The sequence below is a fragment of the Zobellella sp. DQSA1 genome, assembly GCF_041950555.1.
GTDB lineage: Bacteria > Pseudomonadota > Gammaproteobacteria > Enterobacterales > Aeromonadaceae > Oceanimonas.
In genome coordinates, this window is the sequence record NZ_CP169531.1 from 2169527 (window position 1) to 2184132 (window position 14606).

14 protein-coding genes are annotated in these 14606 nt (G+C 64.3%); 10 read left to right on the forward strand and 4 right to left on the reverse strand.

Annotation, left to right across the window (positions count from 1 at the left end; all coding sequences use genetic code 11):
• Positions 1–3: 3 nt before the first annotated feature.
• The 10 genes from hisD to ACEVBK_RS10645 all read left to right on the forward strand — a co-directional run bounded on the left by hisD (position 4) and on the right by ACEVBK_RS10645 (position 10500).
• Positions 4–1296, forward strand: coding sequence for a histidinol dehydrogenase (gene hisD / locus ACEVBK_RS10600; protein ID WP_375054918.1), 1293 nt, complete (start codon positions 4–6; stop codon positions 1294–1296).
• Positions 1293–2351, forward strand: coding sequence for a histidinol-phosphate transaminase (gene hisC, locus ACEVBK_RS10605; RefSeq protein WP_375054919.1), 1059 nt, complete (start codon positions 1293–1295; stop codon positions 2349–2351). Before hisD ends, hisC begins: the two co-directional genes overlap by 4 nt.
• A complete protein-coding gene (gene hisB, locus ACEVBK_RS10610) occupies positions 2352–3422 on the forward strand; it encodes a bifunctional histidinol-phosphatase/imidazoleglycerol-phosphate dehydratase HisB (protein WP_375054920.1) in 1071 nt (356 codons plus the stop codon).
• Positions 3419–4009, forward strand: a complete 591-nt coding sequence (gene hisH / locus ACEVBK_RS10615; protein WP_375054921.1) for an imidazole glycerol phosphate synthase subunit HisH — start codon at positions 3419–3421, stop codon at positions 4007–4009. The genes hisB and hisH overlap by 4 nt, the downstream gene beginning before the upstream one ends.
• A gap of 243 nt (positions 4010–4252) precedes the next feature.
• Positions 4253–4990, forward strand: a complete 738-nt coding sequence (hisA, locus tag ACEVBK_RS10620) for a 1-(5-phosphoribosyl)-5-[(5-phosphoribosylamino)methylideneamino]imidazole-4-carboxamide isomerase (RefSeq protein WP_375054922.1) — start codon at positions 4253–4255, stop codon at positions 4988–4990.
• A complete protein-coding gene (gene hisF / locus ACEVBK_RS10625; RefSeq protein ID WP_375054923.1) occupies positions 4972–5745 on the forward strand; it encodes an imidazole glycerol phosphate synthase subunit HisF in 774 nt (257 codons plus the stop codon). The genes hisA and hisF overlap by 19 nt, the downstream gene beginning before the upstream one ends.
• A complete protein-coding gene (gene hisIE / locus ACEVBK_RS10630) occupies positions 5738–6343 on the forward strand; it encodes a bifunctional phosphoribosyl-AMP cyclohydrolase/phosphoribosyl-ATP diphosphatase HisIE (protein WP_375054924.1) in 606 nt (201 codons plus the stop codon). The genes hisF and hisIE overlap by 8 nt, the downstream gene beginning before the upstream one ends.
• A 558-nt stretch (positions 6344–6901) precedes the next feature.
• Positions 6902–7798 carry a DNA replication terminus site-binding protein gene (locus ACEVBK_RS10635; RefSeq protein WP_375054925.1) on the forward strand — a complete coding sequence of 299 codons (897 nt, stop codon included), beginning with the start codon at positions 6902–6904 and terminating at the stop codon, positions 7796–7798.
• Between the two features lie 212 nt (positions 7799–8010).
• The gene (locus ACEVBK_RS10640) at positions 8011–9213 is read left to right on the forward strand and encodes a Bcr/CflA family multidrug efflux MFS transporter (RefSeq protein WP_375054926.1); all 1203 of its coding nucleotides are present in this window, start codon (positions 8011–8013) and stop codon (positions 9211–9213) included.
• 96 nt (positions 9214–9309) lie between these two features.
• Positions 9310–10500, forward strand: a complete 1191-nt coding sequence (locus tag ACEVBK_RS10645; protein ID WP_375054927.1) for an amino acid aminotransferase — start codon at positions 9310–9312, stop codon at positions 10498–10500.
• 68 nt (positions 10501–10568) lie between these two features.
• On the opposite strand, the gene ACEVBK_RS10650 is transcribed toward ACEVBK_RS10645, so the two are convergent.
• Genes ACEVBK_RS10650 through ACEVBK_RS10665 form a run of 4 tightly spaced genes read right to left on the reverse strand, consistent with a single transcriptional unit; the run spans position 10569 to position 14600 of the window.
• The gene (locus tag ACEVBK_RS10650; RefSeq protein WP_375054928.1) at positions 10569–12734 is read right to left on the reverse strand and encodes an EAL domain-containing protein; all 2166 of its coding nucleotides are present in this window, start codon (positions 12732–12734) and stop codon (positions 10569–10571) included.
• A complete protein-coding gene (locus ACEVBK_RS10655) occupies positions 12700–13212 on the reverse strand; it encodes a response regulator (protein ID WP_375054929.1) in 513 nt (170 codons plus the stop codon). Before ACEVBK_RS10655 ends, ACEVBK_RS10650 begins: the two co-directional genes overlap by 35 nt.
• On the reverse strand, positions 13166–14206 hold the full coding sequence (locus ACEVBK_RS10660) for an ATP-binding protein (RefSeq protein WP_375058547.1): 1041 nt from the start codon (positions 14204–14206) through the stop codon (positions 13166–13168). The genes ACEVBK_RS10655 and ACEVBK_RS10660 overlap by 47 nt, the downstream gene beginning before the upstream one ends.
• The gene (locus ACEVBK_RS10665) at positions 14088–14600 is read right to left on the reverse strand and encodes a hypothetical protein (protein ID WP_375054930.1); all 513 of its coding nucleotides are present in this window, start codon (positions 14598–14600) and stop codon (positions 14088–14090) included. Before ACEVBK_RS10665 ends, ACEVBK_RS10660 begins: the two co-directional genes overlap by 119 nt.
• Between the last annotated feature and the right edge of the window lie 6 nt (positions 14601–14606).

The following is a 14606-nucleotide window of genomic DNA, read 5'->3' on the forward strand; positions in this document are numbered from 1 at the left end:
GCCATGCAGACCCTCGACTGGAAGCAACTGAGCAAGCAAGAACAGGCCGCCGCCCTGCGTCGCCCGGCCCTGGCCCAAAACGGCCGGGAAACCCAGGTCGCCGCCATTATCGACCAGGTACGCGCCGGCGGTGATGCCGCCCTGCTGCAACTGACCCGCACCCTGGATCAGGTGGAGTTAGCGCGCCTGCAACTGAGCGACGAGGAAATAGCGGCCGCCGGTACGCGGGTAAGCGAGGAGCTGAAAGCCGCCATCGAACTGGCCATCGACAATATCAGCGCCTTCCACCAGGCCCAGGTGCCGACCCCCATCAGCCTGGACACCCAACCGGGAGTGCGCTGCGAGCTGCACTTCCAGCCCATCGAAAAGGTCGGCCTCTATGTACCCGGCGGCAGCGCGCCTTTGGTGTCCACCGTCATGATGCTGGCCATACCGGCCCGCCTGGCCGGTTGCGAGCGGGTGGTGCTGTGCTCGCCACCACCGGTCAACGACGCCATCGTCTATACCGCCCGGCGCTGCGGCGTGGATGCCATCTATACCCTGGGCGGCGCCCAGGCAGTGGCGGCCATGGCCTACGGCACCGAGACGGTGACCAAGGTGGACAAGATCTTCGGCCCGGGCAACACCTGGGTGACCGAAGCCAAACGCCAGGTGGCCGCCGATGTGAACGGGGCCGCCATCGACATGCCCGCCGGCCCGTCCGAAGTGCTGGTGATCGCCGACGAGTCCGCCGACGCCGCCTTTATCGCCTCGGATCTGCTGTCCCAGGCCGAGCACGGCCCCGACTCCCAGGTGATACTGGTCACTCCCAGCCGTGCCCTGGCCGAGCGGGTCGATGCCGCCCTGGCCGAGCAGTTGGCAACGCTGTCCCGGGCCGATATCGCCCGTCAGGCCCTGGCCGAGAGCCGCACCTTTATCTGTGACGATCTGGCCCAGGCCGCCGCCATTTCCAACGCCTATGCGCCCGAGCACCTCATCGTGCAAACCGAGGATCCGCGCGCCCTGCTGCCCAGGTTCAGGAACGCCGGCTCCATCTTCCTCGGCGCCTGGACCCCGGAGTCGGTGGGCGATTACGCCAGCGGCACCAACCACACCCTGCCCACCTACGGCTATGCCCGCACCTATTCGAGCCTGGGACTGGCCGACTACCAGCGCCGCTACACGGTGCAGGAACTGAGCCCGGCGGGGCTGCAAGCCATAGGCCCGGCGGTGGAACTGCTCGCCGCCACCGAAACCCTGGATGCCCACAAGAACGCGGTCAGCCTGCGGCTGGCCAAACTGGAGAAACAAGCATGAGCCTCACCCAACTGGCCCGCGCCCAGGTTCAGGCGCTCACCCCCTACCAGTCCGCCCGCCGTATCGGCGGCCAGGGCCACATCTGGCTGAACGCCAACGAAGCGGCGGACAGCGGCAGCTTCACCCTGGACAGCTCGCGCCTCAACCGCTACCCCGAGTGCCAGCCGCCCGCGGTGATCAACCGCTACGCCGCCTACGCCGGCCTGGCCCCCGAACAGGTGCTGGTCAGCCGTGGCGGTGACGAGGGCATAGAGCTCCTTATTCGCACCTTCTGCGAGCCGGGCCGGGACAAGATCCTCATCTGCACCCCCACCTACGGCATGTACGCCATCAGCGCCGAGACCAACGGCGTGGGCATCATCGACGTGCCGCTGCAGGCCGATCGCCGGCCCGACTTCGATGGCATCATCAGCCGCCTGGACGAGACCAAACTGGTGTTCCTGTGCTCGCCCAACAACCCGACCGGCGATCTGGTGGAGAGCCGCGGCCTTATCCGCCTGCTCGAGGCCGCCCGGGGTCGGGCATTGGTGGTGGTGGACGAGGCCTATATCGAATTCTGCCCCGAGGCCAGCCAGGCCGGCCTGCTGGCCGACTACCCGGAGCTGGTGCTTATCCGCACCCTGTCCAAGGCCTTCGGCCTGGCCGGCATCCGCTGCGGCTTCACCCTGGCCAACCCGGAAGTGGTGCAACTGCTGCTCAAGGTTATCGCCCCCTACCCCATCCCCGAGCCGGTGGCCCAGATTGCCGCCCAGGCCCTGAGCAGTGACGGCCTCGCACGGATGCGCGCGCGGGTGGCGGAGATCAACCGCCTCAAGACGGAATTGGCCGGACAGCTGGCCGGCAACGCCCTGGTCAAGGAAGTGTTCGCCCCCCACGGCAACTACCTGCTGGTGCGCTTCACCCCGGGCAGCGCCGTCTTTGACCGCATGAGCAAGGCGGGTATCATACTGCGTGATTTTTCCGGCAAGCCGGGGCTGGCCGACTGTATTCGTATCACCATCGGCGACCAAGCCGAAATGGACGCAGTACTCGCCGTACTGCAACAGGAGCAATAAGTGACTAAGGAACGTATTTTATTCATCGACCGCGACGGCACCATGGTGGAAGAGCCACCGGTCGACAAGCAACTGGACCGGCTCGACAAACTGGCCTTCCTGCCCGGTATGATCCCCGCCCTGCTCAAGCTGCAGGATGCGGGCTACCGGCTGGTGATGGTCACCAACCAGGACGGCCTGGGCACCGACAGCTTCCCGCAAGCCGACTTCGACGCCCCCCACAACCTGATGATGCAGATCCTGACTTCCCAGGGCGTCAAATTCGACGACATCCTGATCTGCCCCCACTTCCAGCACGACGACTGCGCCTGCCGCAAGCCGCGCCTGGGGCTGGTCAAGGACTACCTGCAAGCCGGCCGCATCGACTTCACCGACTCCTGGGTGATCGGCGATCGCATCACCGACATGCAGTTGGCCGAGAACATGGGCTTGCCCGGCCTGCACTACGGCCACAACGACCTGGGCTGGCCCGAAATCGTGGCGCGCCTGCTGAGCCGCGGCCGCACCGCCGAGGTGACCCGCACCACCAAGGAAACCGATATCCGCATCAAGCTGGATCTGGACCAGAGCGGCGGCAACCAGATCCACACCGGGCTCGGCTTCTTCGACCACATGCTGGATCAAATCGCCACCCACGGCGGTTTCCACCTGGAAGTGGCGGTCGAGGGCGACCTGCACATCGACGATCACCACACGGTGGAAGACACCGCCCTGGCCCTGGGCGAGGCGTTGCGCAAGGCGCTCGGCAACAAGCGCGGCATCGGCCGCTTCGGCTTCGTGCTGCCGATGGACGAGTGCGAGGCGGCCATCACCCTGGACCTGTCCGGCCGTCCCTACATGGTGTTCGAGGCCGAGTTCCACCGGGACAGCGTGGGCGACATGGCGGTGGAAATGGTGCCCCATTTCTTCCGCTCCTTAAGCGACAGCCTGGCCGCCAACATCCACCTCAAGGTCACCGGCCACAACACCCACCACATGGTGGAAAGCCTGTTCAAGGGCTTCGGCCGGGCCCTGCGCCAGGCCATCCGGGTCGAAGGCGATGATCTGCCGTCGAGCAAGGGGGTATTGTGAAGGTTGTTATCATAGATACCGGCTGCGCCAACCTGTCCTCCGTGCGCTACGCCATCGAACGGCTGGACTACCAGGTAGAGGTGAGCAAGGATCCGCAGGTGGTGCTGGCCGCCGACAAGCTGTTCCTGCCCGGCGTGGGCACCGCCCGCGAGGCGATGAAAAACCTGAAAGAGCGCAACCTGATCGAACTTGTCAACCGGTTGCAGCAGCCGGTGCTCGGCATCTGCCTGGGCATGCAGATGCTGGTCAACCGCTCCGAAGAGGGCAACGTGGACTGCCTCGGCAAGATCGACGCCGACTGTACCAAGATGGTGGGCGGTGACGGCATCCGCCTGCCGCACATGGGCTGGAACCAGGTCACCCCCATGCCCGGCCACCCGCTGTTCAAGGACATTCCCGACGGCAGCTTCTTCTACTTCGTGCACTCCTACGCGGTGCCGGTGGGCGAATACACCCTGGCCTCCTGCCAGTATGGCCAGGCGTTCAGCGCCGCCATCGGCCAGGAGAACTTCTTCGGCGTGCAATTCCACCCGGAGCGCTCCGGTGCCGCCGGTGCCCAACTGCTGAAAAATTTCCTGGAGCTGTAACCCATGATTATCCCTGCAATAGATCTGATTGATCGTATGCGGCAAGGTGCCCAACAGCGGACATTTTCCTGGAGCCGTAACCCATGATTATCCCTGCAATAGATCTGATTGATCGTATGCGGCAAGGTGCCCAACAGCGGACATTTTCCTGGAGCCGTAACCCATGATTATCCCTGCAATAGATCTGATTGATCGTATGCGGCAAGGTGCCCAACAGCGGACATTTTCCTGGAGCCATAACCCATGATTATCCCTGCAATAGATCTGATCGGTGGCAAGGTGGTGCGCCTGTACCAGGGCGACTACCAGCAGAAGACCGAATACACCGCCTCGCCCCAGGAGCGCTTCGACCTCTATGTGGCCGAAGGCGCGACCCAACTGCACCTGGTGGATCTCGACGGCGCCAAGGACAGCTCCCGCCGCCAGCTGGACGTTATCCGCTCCTTGATTGAAAACACCGCCGTGCCGGTGCAGATCGGCGGCGGCATCCGCACCGAGCAGGACGTGAAGGACCTGCTCGACATCGGCGCCCAGCGGGTGGTGATCGGCTCCACCGCGGTGAAAAACCCGGAGCTGGTGGCTGGCTGGATCAAGCAGTACGGCCCCGAGCGCATCGTGCTGGCACTCGACATCAACATCACCCCCGAGGGCGAGAAGAAGATCGCCATCGCCGGTTGGCAGCAGGACAGCGGCATCACCATCGAGGCCCTGCTCGAGCACTACCTGCCCGCCGGCCTGTGCCACGTGCTGTGCACCGACATCTCCAAGGACGGCACCCTGTCCGGCTCCAACGTGGCCCTGTACCGGGAGCTGGCCGCCCGCTACCCCACCATCCTCTGGCAGGCTTCGGGCGGCATCGGCAATATCGATGACATAGAGGCGCTCAAGGGCACCGGCGTGGCCGGGGTGATCCTGGGCCGTTCCCTGCTCGAAGGCAAGTTCACCGTCAAGGAGGCCATTTCATGCTGGCAAGACGCATAATCCCCTGCCTGGACGTGAAAGACGGCCAGGTGGTCAAGGGCGTGAAATTCCGCAACCACGAGATCATCGGCGACATAGTGCCGCTGGCCGAGCGCTACGCCGCCGAGGGCGCCGACGAGCTGGTGTTCTACGACATCACCGCCTCCAGCCAAGAGCGGGTGGTGGACAAGAGCTGGGTCAGCCGGGTGGCGGAAGTGATCGACATCCCCTTCTGCGTGGCCGGCGGCATCAAGTCCATCGAGGACGCGGCCCGCATCCTGGAATTCGGCGCCGACAAGATCTCCATCAACTCCCCGGCCCTGGCCAATCCGGCCCTCATCACCGAGCTGGCGGACACCTTCGGCGTGCAGTGCATCGTGGTCGGCATCGACTCCTACTATGACGAGGCCACCGGCCAGTATCAGGTGCACCAGTTCACCGGCGACGAGAGCCGCACCCAGGTGACCCAATGGAGCACCTTCGACTGGGTGGAAGAGGTGCAGCGACGCGGCGCGGGCGAAATCGTGCTCAACGTGATGAACCAGGACGGGGTGCGCCAGGGTTACGACATCGAGCAACTGCTGCGGGTGCGTGCCCTGTGCCAGGTGCCGCTCATCGCCTCCGGCGGCGCCGGCGAGATGGTGCATTTTCGCGACGCCTTCCTGCAGGCGGACGTGGACGGGGCCCTGGCGGCATCGGTGTTCCACAAGGGCATCATCGATATCGGTGATCTCAAGCAATACCTCAAGCAAGAAGGAGTGGTGATCCGTGATTGACGCCAACCAACTGGACTGGGACAAGGTCGACGGCCTGATGCCGGCCATCGTCCAGGACTGCCACAGTGGCCGGGTGCTGATGCTGGGCTACATGAACAAGGACGCCCTGGCCAAAACCCAGGAAACCGGCCAGGTCACCTTCTTCAGCCGCACCAAGAACCGGCTGTGGACCAAGGGCGAGACCTCGGGCCATGTGCTGCAGTTGCGCGACCTCAGCACCGACTGTGACCAGGACACCCTGCTGGCGATGGTGGAGCCCATCGGCCCCACCTGCCACCTGGGCAATGTGTCCTGCTTCAACGACCAGCAGTTGCCGTCCTTGAGCTTCCTCGCCGAGCTGGAGCAGGTGCTGGCCAGCCGCAAGGGCGCGGATCCGGCCACCAGCTACACCGCCAGCCTCTACGCCAGGGGCACCAAGCGCATCGCCCAGAAGGTGGGCGAGGAAGGGGTGGAAACGGCACTCGCCGCCACGGTGCACGACCACGAGGAGCTGGTCAGCGAGTCCGCCGACTTGCTCTACCACCTCACCGTGCTGCTGCAGCAGGAAGGCCTTGAACTGACCGACGTGGTCAACAAGCTGAAAGCGCGGCATAAGTAAGCACGCCCCCTGAAGAGGAGCCGGTCAACTTTGACTTGACCGGCTCCTCTTTGTTAGGACCTGTTTACGATCTTTTGTTCTCGGCCAAAGCGCACTGCTCCGCCGACACGCGATGAGACATGACACTCGCCGTTTCGTCACGACGAGCATGCTCGTCCCATGTACGCTCTCTGTTTCATCCCTGCAACAGAAAGTACCCTTCGCCCTCCCCATCAGCACCAGTGCCACTTGCTGGCGCAACCATCAGACGGCATTGGAGCTTGAAAGAGGCAACAGGGATTGCCTCCGCCAGCCATCACGGGGATGAGCTTGAGGCGTGTCGGTAGCGCTGGTGCCTCTTTGCGGGGGGAGCAGGCTGCCTTGCAGAGATCGTCAACAGGTTCTTAATAAATCGGGGCTTTCTAAAATCCATACTTCGCCACAAGGAGTATTATGTAAAATAAAGGACAACCTGCCCACACAAGCTCTGGTTTGCCGCCGTGTTCCGGCCGCCAGTCCTTGCATCGATGCGGACAGCCTGCTAGATTCAAAGGCATCCCAAGTATGTTGGCATAAACCATGTTCACTCTTGCCGCAAGGCTGCGCCATACCTTCTCCGAGCTGGAGTCCGCCCTGGCGGCATTGTCCGAAGTCATCACCCAGGCGGCCGGTGCACCGCTCCAGGCCGGCTGTTTCCCCTTGCCCGACGTGGCCACCGGCCAGGAGCATGAGCCCGTCACCCACATCCGGGTGGCCCGGCTCGATGGCGGCGAGGCGGTCGCCGCCGCCCTCGACGGCTACCGCCAGTGGTATATCCGCCCCGACTGTTCGGCCAAGGCCAGTTTCCGCCTGCCCGGCTACCTGCTGCTGCCGGCGGCATGCCGGCAGCAGCTCGATCCCCTGGTGGCCGAAATCAACCGGCTCAAGCTGCAGTTTCGCGCCCAGGTACAGGAGGCCGAAGGCCGCGACAAGAAGTTCACCCTGGTGCACGACACCCTGCCCGGCCTCGTCACCCTGCAGGTCTACCGCCAGTTGGTGCTGCTGCCCCGTCCGGCTTCGCGGCTGGGCTTTACCTGGGCCAACAAGCAGATCATCCAGAAAATCGACAAGGACCAGTTGGTCGGGCAGCTCACCGAATCCCGGCAGAAACCCCCGCCCCTGGTCGACGCCCGGACCTGGCTGCAATGCGTGGATCGGGAAATTTACGACGTGAAACGACTGCCGCCGGGAGTGGAGCTGCGCCTGCGCCGGCCGGTCAAGACCCATCCCATGGTCAATGTGCGCTGGTGCGAGGAGATAAAACCCCGCCAGCAACAGGTCAAGGCCCACCTGCCCCTTATCCTGTGCCAGGACGAGCTGCCGGCGGTGACTCCGCTCGGAGACTATCCCCCGGCCACCATCCGCAAACGGCGCGAGGCCAGCATCACCGAGGGGCCGCTCATTCCCCGGCTGCATATCTACCCCTACCGCCCCTAAGAGCCTGTTTACGATCTCGGCAAGGCTGCCTGCTGCTCCCCCCAGCGCAGCGGCAACAGGGCCACCGACACGCTGCGCACCTGGCGGTTGGCGGGGCAATGCGCTTTGGCCGAGTACGGCAGAACTCAAACCGCTTCTGAGGCGGACATCTTTTGCATGATAATGGTTATCATGTTTAAATTGGTTACACTTGTTACCGTTGGAATCTCCACATGGGTCTGCCCCTTTCCCTGCTTTTACTGCTGGCGAGCCTCGCCGGCCTGACCCCGCTCGCCATCGACATGTACCTGCCGAGCCTGCCCACCATCGCCCGGGATCTCGGCGTGCCAGTGGCCCAGGCCCAGCTCACCATCAGCGTGTTCCTGGCCGGTTTCGCCCTGGGCCAGCTGTTCTACGGTCCCCTGGCCGACAGCGTCGGCCGCAAGCCGGTGATGCTGGGCGGACTGGCGCTCTTTACCCTGGCCAGCCTGGGATGTGCCTTTGCCGACAGCATAGAAACGCTGATGGCCTTTCGCCTGCTGCAGGCCATCGGCGGCGCGGCCGGTTCCGTGGTGCTCAACGCCCTGTTGAGGGACATGTTCGATCGGGACATGTTCGCCCGGGTGATGTCCATGGTAATCCTGGTAATGACCCTGGCCCCCCTGCTCGCCCCCATTATCGGCGGTTACCTGCTGCTGGTGGCCCACTGGCACGGCATCTTCGTGCTGCTGGCGGCCATCGGCGCCCTGGTCAGCATCACCCTGGCCATCAAGATCCCGGAAACCCTCAAGCCCGAGCTGCGCCAGCCGTTCCGGCTGCTGCCCATACTGCGCAACTACGGCAAGGTACTGAGCCACCGGGCGGCCTTGGGCTATATCCTGTGCGGCGCGCTCACCACCGCCTCCATGTTCGCCTTTATCTCCGGCTCGCCGCTGGTCTATATCGAGCTGTTCGGGGTCCCGGCCCAGCACTACGGCCTGTTGTTCGGCATGAACATTCTGCTGATGATGGTGCTCACCTTCGGCAACAGCCGGCTGGTAAAACGCCTCGGCAGCGACCGCCTGCTCAAGGTGGGGCTCACCATGGCGGCCCTGGCCGCCCTGGTGCTGATATTCAATGCCGCCACCGGCCTGGGCGGTCTCTGGGGCATAGTGCTGCCGATCATGGTGCTGATCGCCCAGATCAGCCTGATCGGCGCCAATGCCATGGCCGGTCTGCTCAGCCATTTTCCGGAGACCGCCGGTACCGCCTCGGCCCTGGCCGGCACCACCCGTTTCGGCCTGGGGGCGGTGGCTGCCTTCGCGGTCAATGCCAGCCACGCTCCCTCGGCCCTGCCCATGGCGCTGGTGATGACCCTGTGCACCTGGCTGGCCCTGTCCAGCTACTGGCTGCTGGTGCATCCGGCACTGAAAGCCCGGGCACAAATTCCCCGGTGAAAGCCATTTTTTAATGGGGGCGCAAGTGTTATAACTAGGGGCTGTCGCAGCCTGCGACCCGGACCATGTTTATCATCACAAGGAATTAACACTACCATGTTCGAGAAGGTCACCGCCGCCCCTGCCGATCCCATCCTGGGCCTTACCGATGCGTTCCGCAAAGATCCCCGTACCGACAAAATCAACCTGGGTGTGGGCATCTACAAAGACGAAGCCGGCCAGACCCCGGTACTGCGCTGCGTGAAAAAAGCCGAAGCCCGTCTGGTGCAGGAGCAGACCACCAAGAACTACCTCAGCATTGAAGGCACCGAGGCCTATGGCCGCGTGGTGCAGCAGTTGCTGTTCGGCACCGGCTCCGCCGTGACCGAAGCCAGACGCGCCCGCACCGCCCAGGCTCCGGGTGGCACCGGAGCCCTGCGCATCGCCGGTGAATTCATCGCCCGCCAGCTCGACGCAGGCACCATCTGGATCTCCAACCCCACCTGGGCCAATCACCGCGCCGTGTTTACCGCCGCCGGCCTGGACGTGAAGGAATACGGCTACTACAACGCCGAGACCAAGGATCTGGACTTCGACGCCATGCTGGCCGATCTGGCCCAGGCCAAGGCCGGCGACGTGGTGCTGCTGCACGGTTGCTGCCACAACCCCACCGGCATCGATCCCACCGCGGAGCAATGGCAACAACTGGCCAAGTTGTCCGCCGAGAAAGGCTGGCTGCCACTGTTCGACTTCGCCTACCAGGGTTTCGCCAAGGGCATTGAAGAAGACGCCTACGGCCTGCGGGTATTCGCCGAACACAACCAGGAACTGCTGATCGCCAGCTCCTTCTCCAAGAATTTCGGCCTGTACAACGAGCGGGTGGGCGCCTTCACCCTGGTGGCCACCGACGCCGCCGTGGCCGACACCGCCTTCAGCCAGGTGAAAACCATCATCCGAGCCAACTACTCCAACCCGCCCTCTCACGGTGCCGCCGTGGTGGCCCTGGTGGCCGAGGATCCGGAGCTGTACCAGGACTGGCTGAACGAGCTGGCCGAAATGCGTGACCGCATCCAGGAAATGCGTACCCTGCTGGTGGACAAACTGTCCAGCCGCGGCGTGGATCAGGACTTCAGCTTTATCGCCCGCCAGAACGGCATGTTCTCCTTCTCCGGCCTGAACAAGGAGCAGGTGGAGCGGCTGAAAAACGAGTTCGGCATCTACATCGTGGGCTCGGGCCGTATCAGTGTGGCCGGCATCACCAAGTCGAACATCGACGCCCTGTGCGACGCCGTCGCCGCGGTGATCTGATCCTCCCCTGATAACAGCCCCGCCGCGGCGGGGCTTTTTGTTGCTTATCGCCGCTGAGCCTCACCTGCTCAGCCCTGCTCCTCCGTGGTATGCCCCCGGTTGCCGCTGTCGATCCGGTTCAACAGGGTGGACAGCGTTTCCTGTCGATCGGGGCGGATCACCTCCACCCCCAGCTCATAGCTCAGGGGAAAGGACAGCGAACCGCCGGCATTAACTACCGCCAGCAGCTGCTCCAGGCGTTCAAGAGCATGTTCGGTTTGTTGCCGCCCGGTATCGATCAGCAACACCGCAAATTCATCTCCCCGCACCCGGGCCTTCAAATCCGACTCCCGAAACGCTTCCCGCAGTACACCGGCAAAGACCACCTGGGCCTGCTCCCCGGCCTCATACCCCCCCTGTTCGCTGAACCGCTTGAGCCCGTTCAGATCCAGCAGCAGCAGGGCTGCCGGCAACGCCCAGCGGGCACAGAAGCCCAGCACCTCTTCGGCCGCCAGCTCAAACCCCTGCCGGTTCAGCAGTCCGGTCAGGTGATCGATACCGGCGGCCCGATCGGCAGTCAGCTCTCGCTCCACCAGGTAGGCCAGGTCGGCCAGCAGGGCGACGTCCTTTTCACCGAACAGCCGGGGCACCTTGTCAATAAGGCAAAGGGTGCCCAGTTTGTTTCCATCGGGCGCCCTCAATGGGCAACCGGCATAGAATCGGATACCAGGCTCGCCGGTCACCAGCGGATTGCCGGAGTAAGCAGGATCGGCCAGGGTATCCCCGACCACATAGACCCCATTCTGCTCGATGGCGTGGGTACAGAAGGAGATGTCACGCGGCGTCTGCTCCACCTCCAGCCCCTGCCGGGATTTGCACCACTGCCGCTTTTCATCTACCAGGCTGACCAGCACAATCGGCATGTCGAACAGCCGCCTGGCCAGCCGGGTCAGGCGGTCGAAACGCTCTTCCGGCGGAGTATCCAGCAGCTGAATATCGTGCAGGCTCTGCAAACGCCCGGCTTCCCGGCGCGTCTGGTAGTCCCGGATCCAGGCCAGCAGCTCCGCCTCTACCATGGGGCGGGCGATCAGGTAGCCCTGCGCCAGATCGCACCCCTGATCCCGTAAATAGCCGAGCGTATCCAGATCCTCGATGCCTTCCGCCGTCACCTGCAGGCCCAGGCTGTGCCCCAGTTCGATCACCGACTTGATCACCGCCCGCGACTCCTGGGACTGACTGGCTGTCATCACGAAAGACTTGTCCACCTTGAGCTCGGAAAACGGCAGCCGGACCAGCTGCAGCATGGAGGAAAAACCGGTACCGAAATCATCCAGCGACAGCTGGAACCCTTTCATCCGCAACCGGGTCAGGATATCCAGGGAGGCAACCGGATCCTCCATGGCACTGGTTTCGGTCAGTTCGAAGATCAAACGCTCCGGCGCCAGCCCCAGCGCCTCGCAACGGCGCTCCAGCCATTCGAACAAGGCCGGGTTGCCCAGGGAACGGGCCGAGATATTGATAGACAGGGTCAGTGTCTTCAGGGGCGAGGCCGGGGTCAGCACCGCCGCCAGCGGTCCGTCCACCCGGTGCAGCCGGGCGAACCAGTGCAGGGCCAGTTCCAGTACCTGCTCGGTCAGAGCGTCGATCAGCCCACCCGACTCGGCCAAGGCGATAAAGGTCTCCGGGGCGATGGCCCCCAGCTCCGGATGCTGCCAGCGGGCCAGGACTTCGAAACCGGTCAGCTCAGAACTCCGACAGGCCACCTTGGGCTGGTAGACCACATGGATATCGCCGCGTCTCAGGGCCTGGCGCATATCTTCCAGGCTGGGCGGGCGCAGAGCTGCTCCCCCCGCCTCGGTGCCCGCACCGGCCCTGCCGGCCGGCGGCTCATCGGCCAGCAGGGCCCTGAACTCCGTGGGTGTAAAAGGCTTGGGCAGCACGCCGGCAATATTGAGGCCATGCCCGGCGGCGGAGCGGCCGGCGGCGTCCAGCACCCGGCTGCCCACCCCGCTGCTGATGATCAGGCGGGCGGTGCAGCCCCTGTCGGCCAGGGCCGACATCACCTGCACCCCATCCATCTGGGGCATCACCAGATCGAGCACTATGGTATTCGGTTGCCATTCCTCCACCAGCCGGAAAAAGTCGTCCGGGCTGGTGGTAAACCGGACTTCGGCCCCGGCGAACTCGGCAATGCGCGCAAGGGTCTGCCCCGTCATGGGGTCATCGTCCAGGATTAATAACCGTGTCTTGCTCATAAGGAAACCGTGCATCTTTGTTATGAATGATCAATCGCCTGCCGAACCTTCGCCAGCAGCTCCGCCCGCCGGTATGGCTTACCCAACAGCAACCCCCCCGGTCCAGGCGACCGTGACGAACAATGGCATTCTCAGTGTAGCCCGAAGTGAGCAGCACCTTGATCCCCGGCCTGAACCCTTTCGCCCTGGCAGCCAGTCCGGCGCCCCCCATGCCGCCGGGCATCACCACATCGGTAAACAGCAAATCGATGTCATCACTTTGCTGCAGCAGGGTCAGCGCATCATGGCCATTGCCGGCACTCAGCACCCTGAAGCCGAGGCCCAGCAGCTGTTCCTCCGCATACCGGCGCACCAGCTCATCATCCTCCACCAGCAGGATGCATTCGCTGCCACCATGATGCAGCGGCACCATGTTATCCGCCGGCTCCTCCTCAGTCGCCCCGGTGACGGCCCCGGTGTCGGCTCTGGGCAAATACATCTTCACCAGGGTACCGATACCGGGCTCGGTGGCCATTGCTCTGGCGGATAAAACCGAACACCATAGACAGGCCCAATCCCGAGCCCTTGCCCTTTTCCTTGGTGGTGAAGAAGGGCTCGAAAATCCGCCCCAGATGCTCGGGGGGAATGCCGCAGCCGGTATCCGACACGGCCAGCAGCACATAGTTGCCGGGCGCCACCTCAGCATGGCTGGCGGCATAGCCCTGGTCCAGCCGGATATCGGCGGTTTCCAGGGTCAGTCGCCCGCCTTCGGGCATCGCATCCCAGGCATTGATACACAGATTGAGCAGGGCGCTTTCCAGCTGGCCCGGATCCACCAGCGCCGGCCCGAGCCCGGTGGACGGCCGCAGTTCCATGCTGATATGCCGGCCCAGGGCGCGGGTCAGCAGCGGGCGCATCCCCTCGACCAGGTCGTTGACCTGGATCACCTTGGGCTCCAACGCCTGACGGCGGGCAAAGGCCAGCAGCCGATGAGTCAGATCCGCCCCCCGCTGAGCGGCCGCCACCATCATCTGCGCCAACCCGGCCAGCGCCGGCTCCCGCGCCAGCTGCTCCTGCAGCAGTTCGCCGTTGCCCAGGATCACCGTCAGCAGGTTGTTGAAGTCATGGGCGATACCGCCGGTCAACTGGCCCACGGCCTCCACCCGCTGGGCATGACGCAGCTGTTCCTCCAGGGAGCGCAGGGCGGCTTCCTGCCGGTGACGTTCCAGCGCCAGCCCGACGATATGGCTGGTACGGCCGATCAGGGCACGGTCAGCCTCGGTAGGTGCCTTGGGGTTATGGTGATAGAGGGCAAAGCTGGCCAGTACCCGGCCCTCGCCGTCCATCACCGGCATGGACCAGCAGGCCCGCAGCTCATGGGCCAGAGCCAGCTCCTTGTAGGCCGCCCACAGGGGATCGGTCGCGATGTCCTCCACGATCACCGTCTGGCGCCGGTACATGGCGGTGCCGCAGGAGCCGACCCCGGGCCCGATGGCCAGGCCGTAGATGGCCTGGCTGTAGCTGTCGCAGGTAATGGATAATGACGACGGAAAGGAGGCAACTCAGGCCGATGCCCGCCAGGGCCAGCAACCGGTTGGCCAGCACGAAGACAGGTGAAAAATCCGCTGGCGCTGCCGGGGAAAGGAAGATGCCCGCCACGGTCAGCCCGGCGGCCGCCAGGGCAATGGCGAGCACGAAGCCGATTCTGCCGGTAAAAAGGGCCAGCAGGATGACGGGCGGATACAGGCTGCCGTGGGCAAAGCCGAGCTGCGTCAGGCCGTCGGCGGCAAAGGTCAGTGCGAGCCCGCCCAGGGCGCTCCAGCGCCAGGCCGGGTGCCCGTTCGGTGTATACAGCCATCGCCATCCCTTGCCTGTCGGCAGTGCCATGGCAGT